General features: G+C 61.7%; 15 protein-coding genes. 9 read left to right on the forward strand and 6 right to left on the reverse strand.

Annotation, left to right across the window (positions count from 1 at the left end):
• Nucleotides 1-31: 31 nt before the first annotated feature.
• The 8 genes from ACNQOP_RS14050 to ACNQOP_RS14085 all read left to right on the forward strand — a co-directional run bounded on the left by ACNQOP_RS14050 (nt 32) and on the right by ACNQOP_RS14085 (nt 9,043).
• Nucleotides 32-1,768 (forward strand): nitrite/sulfite reductase, encoded by a 1,737-nt coding sequence (locus ACNQOP_RS14050; protein WP_416404854.1) that lies wholly within the window; start codon nt 32-34, stop codon nt 1,766-1,768.
• Complete coding sequence (locus ACNQOP_RS14055) at nt 1,765-2,484, forward strand: phosphoadenylyl-sulfate reductase (protein WP_416404855.1); 720 nt, start codon at nt 1,765-1,767, stop codon at nt 2,482-2,484. Before ACNQOP_RS14050 ends, ACNQOP_RS14055 begins: the two co-directional genes overlap by 4 nt.
• Nucleotides 2,481-3,527 carry a sulfate adenylyltransferase subunit CysD gene (gene cysD, locus ACNQOP_RS14060; protein WP_416404856.1) on the forward strand — a complete coding sequence of 349 codons (1,047 nt, stop codon included), beginning with the start codon at nt 2,481-2,483 and terminating at the stop codon, nt 3,525-3,527. The genes ACNQOP_RS14055 and cysD overlap by 4 nt, the downstream gene beginning before the upstream one ends.
• The gene (locus ACNQOP_RS14065) at nt 3,528-4,931 is read left to right on the forward strand and encodes a sulfate adenylyltransferase subunit 1 (protein ID WP_416404857.1); all 1,404 of its coding nucleotides are present in this window, start codon (nt 3,528-3,530) and stop codon (nt 4,929-4,931) included.
• A 99-nt stretch (nt 4,932-5,030) separates the two neighbouring features.
• Entirely contained in the window at nt 5,031-5,984 is a 954-nt protein-coding gene (gene mmuM, locus ACNQOP_RS14070) for a homocysteine S-methyltransferase (RefSeq protein ID WP_416404858.1), read from the forward strand.
• Nucleotides 5,985-6,136: 152 nt separating this feature from the next.
• Nucleotides 6,137-7,282 (forward strand): ABC transporter substrate-binding protein, encoded by a 1,146-nt coding sequence (locus tag ACNQOP_RS14075; RefSeq protein WP_257370652.1) that lies wholly within the window; start codon nt 6,137-6,139, stop codon nt 7,280-7,282.
• Between the two features lie 95 nt (nt 7,283-7,377).
• Nucleotides 7,378-8,109, forward strand: coding sequence for an ABC transporter ATP-binding protein (locus ACNQOP_RS14080; protein ID WP_211712002.1), 732 nt, complete (start codon nt 7,378-7,380; stop codon nt 8,107-8,109).
• Nucleotides 8,099-9,043: an ABC transporter permease gene (locus tag ACNQOP_RS14085; RefSeq protein ID WP_416404859.1), complete on the forward strand. Its 945-nt coding sequence runs from the start codon at nt 8,099-8,101 to the stop codon at nt 9,041-9,043. Before ACNQOP_RS14080 ends, ACNQOP_RS14085 begins: the two co-directional genes overlap by 11 nt.
• An 88-nt stretch (nt 9,044-9,131) precedes the next feature.
• On the opposite strand, the gene ACNQOP_RS14090 is transcribed toward ACNQOP_RS14085, so the two are convergent.
• On the reverse strand, nt 9,132-9,752 hold the full coding sequence (locus ACNQOP_RS14090) for a DUF305 domain-containing protein (protein ID WP_416404860.1): 621 nt from the start codon (nt 9,750-9,752) through the stop codon (nt 9,132-9,134).
• A 704-nt stretch (nt 9,753-10,456) separates the two neighbouring features.
• Between ACNQOP_RS14090 and ACNQOP_RS14095 the strand changes: the two genes are divergently transcribed.
• A complete protein-coding gene (locus tag ACNQOP_RS14095; RefSeq protein WP_416404861.1) occupies nt 10,457-11,014 on the forward strand; it encodes a dihydrofolate reductase family protein in 558 nt (185 codons plus the stop codon).
• A gap of 50 nt (nt 11,015-11,064) precedes the next feature.
• Here the strand turns inward: ACNQOP_RS14095 and ACNQOP_RS14100 are convergent, their stop codons facing one another.
• The 5 genes from ACNQOP_RS14100 to ACNQOP_RS14120 all read right to left on the reverse strand — a co-directional run bounded on the left by ACNQOP_RS14100 (nt 11,065) and on the right by ACNQOP_RS14120 (nt 14,132).
• The gene (locus tag ACNQOP_RS14100; RefSeq protein WP_416404862.1) at nt 11,065-11,595 is read right to left on the reverse strand and encodes a hypothetical protein; all 531 of its coding nucleotides are present in this window, start codon (nt 11,593-11,595) and stop codon (nt 11,065-11,067) included.
• Nucleotides 11,596-11,702: 107 nt separating this feature from the next.
• A complete protein-coding gene (locus ACNQOP_RS14105; RefSeq protein WP_416404863.1) occupies nt 11,703-12,152 on the reverse strand; it encodes a hypothetical protein in 450 nt (149 codons plus the stop codon).
• A 185-nt stretch (nt 12,153-12,337) separates the two neighbouring features.
• Nucleotides 12,338-12,868 (reverse strand): hypothetical protein, encoded by a 531-nt coding sequence (locus ACNQOP_RS14110; RefSeq protein ID WP_416404864.1) that lies wholly within the window; start codon nt 12,866-12,868, stop codon nt 12,338-12,340.
• 17 nt (nt 12,869-12,885) lie between these two features.
• Entirely contained in the window at nt 12,886-13,500 is a 615-nt protein-coding gene (locus ACNQOP_RS14115; protein ID WP_416404865.1) for a hypothetical protein, read from the reverse strand.
• Nucleotides 13,501-13,607: 107 nt separating this feature from the next.
• Complete coding sequence (locus ACNQOP_RS14120) at nt 13,608-14,132, reverse strand: hypothetical protein (protein ID WP_416404866.1); 525 nt, start codon at nt 14,130-14,132, stop codon at nt 13,608-13,610.
• Nucleotides 14,133-14,206 lie beyond the last annotated feature (74 nt).

The raw sequence follows: 14,206 nt of genomic DNA on the forward strand, positions 1-14,206 counted from the left end.
GGCTAAATCTGGCCAGACCTACCCTCGATATATGACAGATACAGCTGTAGCCGGCGCGTCCGCGGAGACCGCCAAGCGCCCGGCGCGCACCCGCCCTGCCGCCAAGCCCCACGGCCAGTGGAAAGTTGACGGCACTGCCCCGCTCAACGCCAACGAAACCTGGAAGCAGGAAGACAACGGGCTGAACGTCCGTGAGCGCATTGAGTCTGTCTACTCAAAAGAAGGCTTCGACTCGATCGACGGCACCGACCTTCACGGCCGTTTCCGTTGGTGGGGCCTCTACACGCAGCGCAAACCCGGGATCGACGGCGGCAAGACGGCAACGCTTGAACCGCACGAGCTCGAAGACAAGTACTTCATGCTGCGCGTGCGCATCGACGGTGGAGCGCTGACCACCGAGCAGCTGCGCGTCATCGGCCAAATCTCCGTTGACTTCGCCCGGGGCTCCGCCGACCTGACGGACCGCCAGAACATCCAGCTGCACTGGATCCGCGTTGAGGATGTTCCGGAGATCTGGCGTCGCCTTGAAGGTATCGGCCTGTCCACCACCGAGGCCTGCGGCGACGTTCCCCGTGTCATCCTGGGCTCCCCGGTCGCCGGCATCGCCAAGGATGAGATCATCGACCCCACACCGCTGATCCACGAGCTCGCCGAGCGTTTCATTGGCGACCCGGAGCTGGCCAACCTGCCCCGCAAGTACAAGACCGCCATCACCGGCCACCCCTCCCAGGACGTGGTGCACGAGATCAACGACTTCGCCCTGGTTGGCGTTGTCCACCCTGAGCTTGGTGCCGGCTACGACCTCTGGGTGGGCGGTGGCCTGTCCACCAACCCGCGCCTGGCCGAACGCCTGGGTGTGTTCGTCTCCGCCGATGTTGCCGCTGAAGTATGGCTGGGAGTCACCAGCATCTTCCGCGACTACGGTTACCGCCGCATGCGTACCAAGGCCCGCCTGAAATTCCTCATGAACGACTGGGGTCCGGCCAAGTTCCGCCAGATCCTTGAAGACGAATACCTCGGCTTCAAGCTCCCGGACGGCCCCGCCGCTCCCAAGCCCACCGCTCCCGGTGACCACATCGGCGTCCACGAGCAGAAGGACGGCAAGTTCTTCATCGGCGTCACACCCACTGTGGGCCGCACGTCCGGCGAAGCACTGGTCACCTTGGCCGACACGTTGGAGAAGCACGGTTCCTACCGGCTGCGCACTACTCCTCACCAGAAGCTGGTGATCCTGGACGTTGCCAAGGAACAGGTGGAACCCCTGATCGCCGAACTGGACACCCTGGGCCTCTCCGCCCGGCCGTCCGTATTCCGCCGCGGCACCATTGCCTGCACGGGCATTGAGTTCTGCAAGCTGGCCATCGTGGAAACCAAGGTCACCGCAGCAACGGCCATCGCTGAGTTGGAACGCCGCTTGGCCGACCTCGTGGAGACCAAGCAGCTGCCGTCGGCACTGTCCCTCCACATCAACGGTTGCCCCAACTCCTGCGCACGCATCCAGACGGCCGATATCGGCCTGAAGGGCATGATGCTGCCAACGCCCGACGGCGACCCCACTCCGGGTTTCCAGGTCCACCTCGGTGGCGGGCTGGCCAACAACGAGCGCGAAGAAGCCGGCCTGGGACGTACCGTCCGCGGCCTCAAGGTCACGGTGGAAGACCTGCCCGATTACGTGGAGCGTGTGGTCCGTAAGTTTGTCGCCGTCGGAGCCGAGGGCCAGACCTTCGCTGAGTGGGCACACACCGCAGATGAAGGAGACTTACAGTGACCGTAGCTGTAGCACTCAAGCGCTCCAACGAGGAACTCAAGGCCCTGGCTGAAGCCGGTGCCGCTGAGCTGGGTTGGAACGCCAGCGCCACCGAAGCGATCGCCTGGGTGGCCCGCAACTTCGAACTGCCCGCGGTGACGGTGGCCTGCTCCATGGCCGACGCCGTGCTGCCGGCTTTGGTGGCGGACCAGCTTCCCGGCGTCGACGTCTTGTTCCTGGAGACCGGCTACCACTTCAAGGAAACGTACGACACCCGCAACGAAGTTGCCGCGAACCTGCGCGTCAACGTTGTGGACGTCCTCCCGGAAACCACCGTGGAACAGCAGGACCGACTGCTCGGCAAGGACCTGTTCGCCCGCGACCCCGCCCAGTGCTGCGCCCTCCGCAAGGTCCAGCCGTTGCGCCGCTCCCTGGCCGGCTACGAGGTCTGGTTCACCGGTGTCCGTCGCGACGAGGCACCCACCCGCACCAACACGCCGATCATCACCTGGGATGAAGGCTTCGGGCTGGTCAAGGTGAACCCGATGGTCGACTGGACCTTCGATCAGCTGATCGAGTACTCCGAAGACAACATCCTTCCCGTCAACCCCCTCCTGAGCCAGGGTTACCCGTCCATCGGCTGCCAGCCCTGCACACGCCAGGTTGCCCCGGGAGAAGACCCCCGCGCCGGCCGCTGGGCAGGATCCGACAAGACAGAATGCGGACTACACACATGAGCAACTTCAGTACGACGACGGAAGCCTACGCAGCAGATGCCGCCCCCGCCCCTTCGCTGGACGGCAATGCTGCAAGCAGCATTGCGTCCAGCTACGACAGGCCCGATGCCACTCCCGGGGCGGCATCCGCTGCTTCGGCTCTGGAATCGACTCGCCTTTCGTCGCTGGACACCCTCGAGTCCGAGGCCATTCACATCATTCGCGAAGTTGTTGCCGAGTTCGAGAAGCCTGCGTTGCTGTTCTCCGGCGGCAAGGACTCCGTGGTGATGTTGCACCTGGCCACCAAAGCGTTCTGGCCTGGCAAGGTTCCCTTCCCTGTGCTGCACGTGGACACGGGCCACAACTTCCCAGAGGTCATCGACTTCCGCGACCGTACGGTGGAGCGACTGGGCCTGAAGCTGGTTGTGGGCTCGGTGCAGGAGTTCATCGACCGCGGTGAGCTTGCTGAGCGTGCCGATGGCACCCGTAACCCGTTGCAGACCGTTCCGCTGTTGGACGCGATCCAGCGCAACAAGTTCGACGCCGTTTTCGGTGGCGGCCGCCGCGACGAGGACAAGGCCCGCGCCAAGGAGCGCATCCTGAGCCTCCGCGACGAGTTCGGCCAGTGGGACCCGCGCAACCAGCGTCCCGAGCTGTGGAACCTGTACAACGGCCGCCACACGGTGGGCCAGCACGTCCGTGCGTTCCCCATCAGCAACTGGACCGAGCTGGACATCTGGCGGTACATCGAGCGCGAGAACATCGAGCTCCCCAGCCTGTACTACGCCCACGACCGCGAGGTCTTTGCCCGCGATGGCATGTGGCGTGCAGTGGGCGAGGTTTCCCAGCCGCTGCCGCACGAGGAAGTCATCACCAAGCTGGTCCGCTACCGCACGGTGGGGGACATGTCCTGCACCGGTGCTGTCGAGTCCGATGCCCGCACCGTGGCCGACGTCGTTGTTGAAGTCGCCGCCTCCACCCTGACCGAACGTGGCGCCACCCGAGCAGATGATCGCATCTCCGAGGCAGCCATGGAAGACCGCAAGAAGGACGGCTACTTCTAAATGAGCACCGAAACATTGGCTGCCGGGCTGGACACAGCCCTGCCCACTACTCTGTTCCGTTTCGCTACTGCCGGATCGGTCGACGACGGAAAGTCCACTTTGGTGGGCCGCCTCCTTCACGATTCGAAGGCGATTCTTGCTGACACGCTCGACGCCGTTGCCCGCACCTCCGCGGACCGCGGCTTCGGCGGTGAAAAGGGCGGGATCGACCTCGCCCTCCTGACCGACGGCCTGCGCGCCGAGCGTGAACAGGGCATCACCATCGACGTGGCTTACCGCTACTTCGCCACCGACCGCCGCAGCTTCATCCTGGCGGACTGCCCCGGCCACGTTCAGTACACCAAGAACACGGTGACCGGCGCGTCCACTGCGGATGCCGTCGTCGTACTTATTGACGCCCGCAAGGGTGTCCTGGAGCAGACGCGCCGTCACCTGTCCGTGCTGCAGTTGCTGCGGGTTGCCCACGTGATCGTGGCCGTCAACAAGATCGACCTGGTCGATTTCAGCGAGCAGGTGTTCCGAGACATCGAAGCTGATGTGCAGAAAGTGGCGCGTGAGCTCGGTTTGGGTTCGGACGGCGTTGCGGACCTGCTGGTGGTCCCTGTGTCCGCATTGGATGGCGACAACGTGGTGGACCGCTCCGACCGCACCCCTTGGTACACCGGTCCGGCGCTGTTGGAGGTCCTCGAAACCCTCCCGGCCGCTGACGAACTCGAGGCCGAGCTGGAGAGCTTCCGCTTCCCGGTCCAGCTGGTGATTCGCCCGCAAGGTGCCCTGGCTCCGGATGCTGTCGCTGCCGGGCTCGATGTGGAGGCATACCGCGATTACCGTGCCTACGCTGGCCAGATCACCGAGGGCTCCGTGAAGGTTGGCGACGAAGTGTCCGTCATCAGCCCCGGTCACGAACCGCGTACCACCACGGTGGTTGGCATCGACTTTGCCGGCCAGTCGCTGGAGGAAGCTGCCGCTCCGCAGTCGGTGGCTGTCCGTCTGGCTGACGAGATCGACATCGCCCGCGGCGACACCATCGCCGCCGCTGGCACCGTCCGCGAAAGCACGGCCGACCTGTACGCGTCGCTGGCTTGGCTCTCGCCGAAACCGCTCCGCGAAGGCCAGAAGGTCCTGGTGAAGCACGGCACGCGCACGGTTCAGGCACTGGTCCGCAACGTCACCGGCAAGCTGGACCTGGCCACGTTCAACGTGGAGCCGGCGTCCAACTTGGAGCTTAACGACATCGGACACGCACAGCTCCGGCTCTCTGCTCCGCTGCCGTTGGAGAACTACCTGCACCACCGCCGCACGGGCGCGTTCCTGGTGATCGATCCCATCGACGGCAACACCCTTGCCGCGGGCTTGGTCAAGGACCACCCGGGCGACCACGAGGACGAACGTTACGTCATCTAGGGTCACACGTAGTCACAAAACCGCAGCTTGTTCGCGACTCCTCACGCTGTACGGCGGGATCTTCGAACAAGCTGCGGTTTTCTTTTTGGGGAAGGACCCATGCCACAGAACACCACGCTCAGCACGTATTTAGCCGCCGGCAAGGACCTGGTCCTGGACGGCGCCTTAGCCACGGAATTGGAAGCCCACGGCTGCGACCTGGAAGACGCCTTGTGGTCCGCCAAGGTCCTGCTGGAACAGCCGTACCTGATCAAGCAGGTCCACCGCGACTATTTCGACGCCGGTGCGTCCGTGGCCATTACAGCCAGCTACCAGGCCACTCCGCAGGGCTTTGCGCGGCGTGGGCTGTCCGTGGAGGAATCGTTGGAGCTGGTGGCGTTGAGTGTCCGGCTGGCCGACGAAGCCCGTCAGGAATACCTGGCAGCCAACCCCGGATCCCGTCCGCTGCTGGTGGCCGGATCTGTTGGCCCCTACGGCGCGTACCTTGCCGATGGCTCGGAGTACCGCGGCGATTACACGCTTTCAGCCGCGGAATTCCGGGACTTCCACCGCCCCCGCATCGCCGCCCTCGTGGAGGCAGGCGCGGACTTCCTGGCCTGCGAAACGCTTCCGTCGTTTGCCGAAGCTGAGGCGCTGTTGGCGCTCGTGGCGGAGTTCGACGTCGAATCCTGGTTCACGTTTACGCTGCGGGACAGCGGCCACATCAGCGACGGAACGCCTATTGAAGACGTGGCCGCGCTGCTCCGCGCCGAACCGCGGGTCGCCGCCGTCGGGGTTAATTGCGTGCCGTTGGAGTTGGTGACACCAGCACTGGAGTCCCTCCAGGCTGTGAGCGACAAACCCCTGGTGGCCTACCCGAATTCGGGGGAGACCTACGACGCCGTGACCAAAACATGGGGTCCGGCTGTGGGTGTTCAGGGGAGCGGAACCCTGGCCGGCGCCGCTGCAGATTGGCACGACAGGGGAGCCCGTCTCATAGGTGGATGCTGCCGCACAACTCCGCGTGACATTGAAGGCCTCGTGGCCAATATGACGCCACGTGAACCTGCGTGAACCTTGATTTCTACGGGATTGAAGCCGAAATATGACAGTCCCTACTGTGAAGGCATGACCTCTCCGGAATGGTCCTTGCTTGCCCTCGACGGGCGATGTCACGGGGCCTGATCTTCGCCCCACTCGCATCCCAAATCTCCGAAGGACCCCTCATGTCGAACAACCCCGAGTCACCCAACACCGGTACCACCCGCATCGTCGCGGGTGAGACCGCCAAGCCCAAGCGCCGCCGCACCGTTGAGATCGCACTGGCCGTCGGCCTGGTGCTGCTCATCGGCGCAGGTGCCGCAGTTGCTTCCGCTGTTTCGCAGAACAACAACCAAGCCGCCCCGGCCCCCGCCACGACGCCCGCCGCCGAACTCAAGCTCGGCTACTTCAGCAACGTCACCCACGGTCCGGCCCTGGTAGGAATCAGCAAGGGCATCATCGCCAAGGAACTTGGTGAAACCAAGCTCAGCACCCAGGTCTTCAACGCCGGTCCCGCCGCTATCGAAGCCCTGAACGCCGGCGCCATCGACGCCACGTACATCGGCCCGAACCCGGCCATCAACTCCTTCGTCAAGAGCAACGGCGAGTCCATCAGCATCATCGCCGGTGCGGCTTCCGGCGGTGCCCAGCTGGTGGTCAAGCCGGAGATCAACTCCGCTGCCGACCTCAAGGGCAAAATCCTCAGCTCGCCGCAGCTCGGCGGCACGCAGGACGTAGCACTCCGCGCCTGGCTGGGCGCGCAGGGTTTCAAGACCAACGTTGACGGCAGCGGTGATGTGAACATCAACCCCACCGAAAACGCCCAGTCGCTGAAGCTCTTCCAGGACGGAAAGCTCGACGGCGCGTGGTTGCCTGAACCGTGGGCGTCCCGCTTGGTCCTCGAAGCCGGAGCGAAGGTCCTCGTTGACGAAAAGGACCTGTGGGAGAAGGGCGACTTCACCACGACCATCCTGATCGTGAACAAGAAGTTCGCTGCAGAACACCCTGAAACTGTGAAGGCACTGCTCAAGGGCCACGTGGAATCCGTGAACTGGCTCAACTCCGCCTCAGCGGCAGACAAGGCAACCACCATCAACGCTGTCCTGAAGGACACGGCCGGCAAACCGCTTCCGGCCAACGTGATTGAGCGGGCGCTGCAGAACATCAAGTTCACCACCGACCCGCTGGCCGGAACGTACAAAAAGCTCCTGGATGACGGCGTGAAGGCCGGAACCACAAAGCAGGCCGACATCAACGGCATCTTCGACCTCCGCACCTTGAACGAGGTTGAAGGCAAGAAGACCTCGGCTGCAGGTCTCGGCCAGGACTAAGCATTAACAGGCTGGTCCGCTTTCCTCCCCTTGGGCGGGAAGCGGGCCGGCCTTCAGCCACATCAGCTCTACCAATCAACATGAAGGACGGGACCATGCCAGTCGTACTCGAGAACCTGGGCAAGCGCTTCGGCGACGGCGCCCCGGTGCTGGACGACGTCAACGCCACCATCGCCCAAGGCGAGTTCGTGGCCCTCCTCGGTGCGTCCGGCTGCGGCAAGTCCACCCTGCTGAACATCATGGCGGGACTGGAAAAACCGACGTCGGGCGCCCTTGAAGTCCCCAGCGACGGCGCCGCCTTCATGTTCCAGGACGCGTCCCTCTTTCCGTGGTTGACCGCCCGCGGCAACATCGAACTCGCGCTGCAACTGGCCGACAAGTCCAGCACCAAGGCGAGCCGGCGTGCCCGCGCCACGGAGCTGCTCGACCTGGTTCACCTGGGCGGCGCCGGCGATAAGCGACCCCACGAACTTTCCGGTGGCATGAGGCAGCGCGTGGCGTTGGCCCGTTCACTGGCCCAGGACCGGCAGTTGCTGCTGATGGACGAGCCCTTTGCTGCGCTGGACGCCATCACTCGCGACCTCCTGCATGATGAGCTCGAGCGGATCTGGAAGGAAACCGGCCGGACCATCGTGTTCGTGACGCACAACGTCCGCGAAGCCGTGCGACTGGGCCAGCGCGTGCTGCTTTTGTCCTCCCGCCCCGGCCGTGTGGTGGCCGAGTGGGAGGTCACCGAGGAACACCGTACCGATGCCGGTCGCGCTGGGGAACTGACCGGAGTAATTACCCGCCGCCTTCGCGAGGAGATCCGCCGCCATGCCAAGTAACCCCCTCACCACCGAAGAGCGGACCCTTCCCGTGACCGAATCCAAAGAGCACATCACTTCGCCGCTGCTGAAAGGCAACGCCTCGGAGCTCCGCGACCTTGAAGCCGGCCTGGACAATCTGCAGTCGGACAATGGCCGAAAGCGGGGCATCGAGTGGAAGCGGGTGCTGCTGCCCGTCGCCGCGTTGTTGGTACTGATCCTTGCGTGGCAGCTCTACGTTTCCTTGGAGTTCAAGCGGCGCGACCTCGTGCCCGGGCCCCTTGACGTACTCACCCAGTTCGTGACGATGTGGGGAGAAGGCAAAGTCCAGGAAGCGGTGTGGACTTCGCTGCAGCGTGGTGTCATCGGCTTCCTGATCTCGGTGGTCATCGCGACGCCCGTTGGTCTTTTGCTCGCCCAGGTTGCTCCTTTGCGCCGGGCGTTTGGACCGCTGATTTCCGGGCTGCAGGTGCTCCCGTCCGTGGCATGGGTTCCTGCTGCCATCATCTGGTTCGGCCTGACCGATGCCACCGTCTACTTCGTGGTGTTCATGGGTGCCATCCCGTCCATCATCAACGGCCTCATCTCCGGTGTGGACCAGATCCCGCCCCAGTACCGGAGCGTCGGAACGGTGCTTGGCGCCAACCGGCTCCAGATGGCGTTGCAGATTGTCTTGCCCGCGGCCCTTCCCGGCTACATCAGTGGTCTGAAGCAGGGCTGGGCTTTCTCCTGGCGCTCCCTCATGGCCGCCGAGATCATCGCGGTGGGCGGCACCATTGGTTTCGGGCTGGGCTCACTGTTGGATCAGGGCCGGTTGCTCTCCGATATGACCATCGTGATGTCCGCGATCCTGCTCATTCTGTTCGTGGGCATCCTGATTGAGCTTTTGGTGTTCGGGCCGATCGAGAAGCGCCTCCTGCAGCGCAGGGGCTTGCTGGCGGGCAGTTCCCGCTAGGGTTCCTTTGGTCGGCGCGCCCGACCTGAACGCAAGGGCCCGACGGCGACCTACCGCCGTCGGGCCCTTGCGTTACGTTGGCGTGAGGCTAGAGTCCAGCCAAGAGATCCTTCATTTCCTGGATCTCCTCTTCCTGCGAGGCCACAATATCCTTGCTGAGCTGGACGGCCTCAGGATTCTGACCCTGGCTCGTTTCGGTTTTGGCCATGGTCACGGCACCTTCGTGATGCGCGATCATCTGTGTCAGGAAGAGTTTGGCAGCTTCTGCGCCTTGTGCCGCTTCGAGTTTTTGCAGGTCAGCGTCGCTCATCATGCCGTCCATGCTGTGGGAGCTGTGATCACCGGCTGCCATGGTGGCCGATTCATTCCAGCTTGCAAGCCACCCGGTCATTTTCTCGATTTCAGGGGCCTGTGCGGCCCTGATCCTGGTTGCCAGCTCCGTTATGGCCGCCGGGATGTCACGCTTGGACAGCATCGTGTCGGACATTTCCACGGCTTGGGCATGATGGGGAATCATCATCTGCGCGAACATCGTATCCGCCGCGTTGTGGACCGGATCCGTGCTGCCCGCCGACGGGTTTGCCGATGCACTGGAGGTGCCGTGATCCATGCCCGGCATCGAGCCCGAGCCGGAATTGGATCCGCAGCCGGCCAGTGCGAGCAGGGTTGCCAAAGCGGTTCCCGTGACAATGTAGCGTGTTTTCTTCATCAGTGATTGGTCCTTTGCCAATTCAGGCGGCACCATCGTCTGCCGCCAAGGGTAAGCAGTTGGGCACCCGGAGCCATAGGGGTCCGGGGTGTGGCGAAGGGCCCGCATGTTGGCGGCCCCTACCAGTGCTTACGTCCTGCTGATGCTGAGTTGCCCGGGCGTGGGCTGGTCTGGTCGGTAGGACCAGGATGGCAATGGATCTTGGTACCCGGTGGCAGTGAGAGTGTAGGTAGCCGCGCTGGCTGGGAGCGGCGCAACCAAGGAACCGGTTTTTAGCGACGGTGTGCAGGTAGCACCTACCGCCTCGGCGCAGGAACAGCTTCCGGACGTACACTGTTCCGCTTCCGCAGGATGACCGGCAGGGAGGGGTTGCGAAGTGTCGTGCACATGATGTGAAGCGCCCTGCCCGTGAAGGGTGATCGCGTCAGTGGCTGTTGGCGTGACGGAATGTTCCCCATGGGATCCGCTAATCACATGCATTCCGAACAAGCCCGCAATGATGGCAGCCACGAGCATCAAGAGCGATCCTCGTCTGAGAAGGGGCGATGAAACCCGCGACGATGACCCGCTCACGCGCACTCCTCCTTTGCGGTCCATACGCGACACTATACCCCTGGAGGGTATCGGTCTTTGCAATGCAAGAATAAGCGCACTACTGCGGCAATCCCGCTGCGCTAACGCCGGCAACGGCCTAGAATCGGCGAATGGGCCTTCTCACGTTCAGCATCAACGTCACTCTGGATGGCTGCGTCGACCACCGGGAGGGGATCGCAGATGATGAGACCCACGCCCACTTCACACGCCTCCTGGATCAGAGCGGTGCGATGCTCTGGGGACGCACCACCTACGAAATGATGGAGGAGTACTGGCCCTTGGTCGCCCGGGGCGAGGTCGAAGCGCCGCCAGCCCTTCGTGAGTGGGCGATTACCTTGGAGGATAAACCTAAGTACGTCGTTTCCACAACGCGGAGCGACTTCCCCTGGACCAACAGTCATCGGCTGGTCGGCGAACTGGGTACGGCCGTTCAGGAACTCAAGGACAGGACTCCGAAGGGGGTACTTGTTGGCAGCGGGAAACTAGCAACAGAGCTGGACCGGCTGGGCTTGATCGACGAGTACAAATTTCTCATCCACCCCATGATCACCGGACACGGCCCCACCCTGTACCAAGGCGGCCTGCCCAGCACCCGGCATCTTGAGCTGATCTCGGCCGAGCCGCTCAGTAACGGGGCGGTGGCCATGCATTATCGCCGGGCTGCTTGACGATTGTGGAGGCAACGTGAAAACGCCGAACCACTCTCATGAGCTCTGGTTTAGAAGTCCCCGCCCGGGTAGATGCCCTCGGGCAAAGTGAAGCACGGCGAGCCCGAATCGATGTCAATCTGGTTTGGGGCCAATCCTTCAGAGACGATGTAGTTCTCCCCAGGCGCAGGCAGGTCGATCTGGATTCGGTAGTTTCCGCTTGGATTCCAATCGGCGGATACTTTGGTTCCTTTCGCCCGGTAGTGGGCCTCGATGGCTCTCACCATGGGCTCGATTTTGGTTCCTTCGGCAACGGTGATGGTCGTGAGACCCTTCCAGTTGTGCTCGGTTTTGTTGCACGACAGAAGCATGCCCTCCTTCTTCTGATCAGTCGAGACAACAGCATCTTTTGGGATCAGGGCGGCGATCTCCAGTTCCATTGCATGGGCCTTGGCTTTCGCTTCCTGCCACGTCAGTTCAGCTTTTATCGGTTCACCTGGCCTCTTTGTTGCGGTGGGTACTGGTGGTTCGATGTGTGTCCCTCCGGGGCTTCCGGAACAGCCTGCCAGAACCATCGCACCCACCAGCAGCAACGAAGCCATGGCACCGCGACGCGCCCTCATCGAGCCACAACTCCCGGCATGTCGTTGAGCGCATGCTCGTTGTCTTCACTGTTGGAGGCGATGAGATCACGGTTGCTCAAAAGCATCTAGAAATCCCCACCCGGGTAGGTACCCTCGGGCAATGTGAAGCATGGCGAACCCGAATCGATCCAAATCTCACCAGGTTTTACGCCTCCACCGACGAGGTAATTCTCCCCAGGAGCAGGTGGATCGAATTGGACCAGTAGCTTTCCGTCTACATCCGTATCGGCTGACACCTTGAGTCCATTCGCCCGGTAGTGGGCTTCGATGTCCTTCACGATTGACTCAATTTTGGTTCCGTCCTTTACCGTGATGGTCGTGGAGCCCTTCCACTTGTGCTGTGTCTTGTTGCAGGACAGCAGCACGCCCTTCTTCTTTTGATCGATCGAGACAACCGTGTCTTTTGGGATCAGGGCGGCGATCTCTAGTTCCATGGCTTGGGCTTTGGCCTTCGCTTCCTGCCAAGTCAGTTCGGTTATCAACGGTTCCTCCTGTGTATCAGTGGCAGTTGGCACGGTTGACTCCGTCGAACTCACGCTTGGGTTTCCGGCGCAACCGGCAAGTCCGATTGATACGACCAGCATCAACGCCACGGCGCCGCTCCGAATCCTCATCGAATCGCACTTCCCAGCATGCACTTGGGCTCCCGTACGTTGTCCTCGCTGTACGAGGCTAGGAGGTTCTGGTTACTCATGAGGATCTAAAAATCCCCGCCCGGGTAGATGCCCTCGGGTAAGGTGAAGCACGGCGAACCGGAATCAATGCGAATCACATTTGGGGTTAGGCCTCTACCGATAAGATATCCTTCACCGGGAGCGGTCCCAAGCAAATGCACTTGATAGTCGCCATCAATTCCCTTCCGGGTTGTCACCTCAAAGCTGCCCCCGCTGTAGTGCAGTTCAAGGCTTTTAATAACTTCCACCACGTTGGCGTCGGCCGTCAGCGCAATATCTATCCAACCGTTCCAGTTGTGATCGGTCTTGTTGCACGACAGGAGTACGCCGGTCTCCTTCTGAAAGACGGAAGCGACTTTGTCTTTCGGGATTAGGCCGGCGATCTCCAGTTCCATTGCTTGGGTTTGGGCTTTCGCCGCCTGCCAGGTCAGTTCAGCTTTCACCGGTTCCTCTTGTGTTTCAGTAGGCGTTGGCACGGTCGACTGGATTGAACCCGTGTTGGGGTTTCCAGCACAAGCGGCGAGCCCGATCGAACCTGCCACGAGCAACAACGCCATGGCGCAGTGTCGCGCCCTCATCGAGCCACAATTCCAAGCATGACTCTGAGTACTTGCACGTTGTCCTCGTTGTTGAGGCAATGAGGTTGTGATTGTTCATGGGATCTAGAAAACCCGCCTGGGTAGATGCCCTCGGCCAAGGTGAAGCACGCAGATCCTGATGCAATACGGATTTCGTTGGGGGCCAAACCTTCTGCGACGATGTAGTTCTCCCCGGCTCCCAGATCGATTTGGATCCGATAGTCTTCGTCGACATTCCTGTCGGCGGATACTTTCGTTCCTTTCGTCCGGTAGTGGGCTTCGATGTCCTTCACGATCGGCTCGATGTTGGTTCCTTCAACGAAAGTGATGGTAGTCGAACCTTTCCACTTGTGGTGGGTGCTGTTGCAGGACAGAAGCATGCCCTTCTTCTTCTGATCGATCGAGATAACAGCGTCTTTTGGGATCAGGGCGGCGATTTCCAGTTCCATCGCTTGGGTCTGGGCTTTCACCTCCTGCCAGGCTAGTTCAGCTTCCATGCTTGCTTCCCGTGCCTCTGTTGCGGTGGGCGCTGCTGGTTCGATGTGAGTCCCTCCGGGGCTTCCGGCACAACCGGCCAGCACCACCGCACCCGCCAACAGCAACAACGCCATAGCGCTGTGTCGCGCCCTCACCTAGCCACAATTCCCAGCATGTCGGTGAGCGCATGCTCGTTGTCTTCACTGTTGAAGGCGATGAGATCACGGTTGCTCAAAAGCATTTAGAAATCCCCACCCGGGTAGGTACCCTCGGGCAATGTGAAGCAAGGCGAACCTGATGCAATGCGAATGACGCCGGGATCGTCCTCCCTGATGAGATACATTTCCGAGGTGGCCGGATCGCTTATCTCAACACGAAAGGTGCCTTGTATGGTCCGGTCGCTTGAGACCTCAAAACGATGATCCGTGAAGTGTGCCCGTGCAGCCGTCTCAAGTTCTTTCACGACAGATTCAGCTTCGCTTCCCTCAGCCAGCGTGATCGAAGTCGAACCGTTCCAGTTGTGTTCTGTCTTGCTGCAGGATAGGAGAACGCCCGTCTCTTTCTGGACTATGGAAGTAATCTTGTCCTTTGGGATCAACGCGGCTATCTCCAGCGCTTCCTTTTCTGTGTTTGCTTTAGCTTCCTGCCACGTCACTTGCGTAACCACGTTATGTTCCTCTCTTGGAATGTCCGAAGTTGCGCAGCTTGAGACGCCACCAATGGTCACGATCGCGGCGATGTAGGCTGCGAAGTTGGAAATTTTCATCGTTTCAGCACCTCAGAAACTTCATCCAAAACCCTCCGGTTGTTTTTACTGTTTGAGGCAATGAGGTTGTGGTT

This window comes from Arthrobacter sp. LFS091 (assembly GCF_047977885.1).
Classification (GTDB): Bacteria; Actinomycetota; Actinomycetes; order Actinomycetales; family Micrococcaceae; genus Arthrobacter.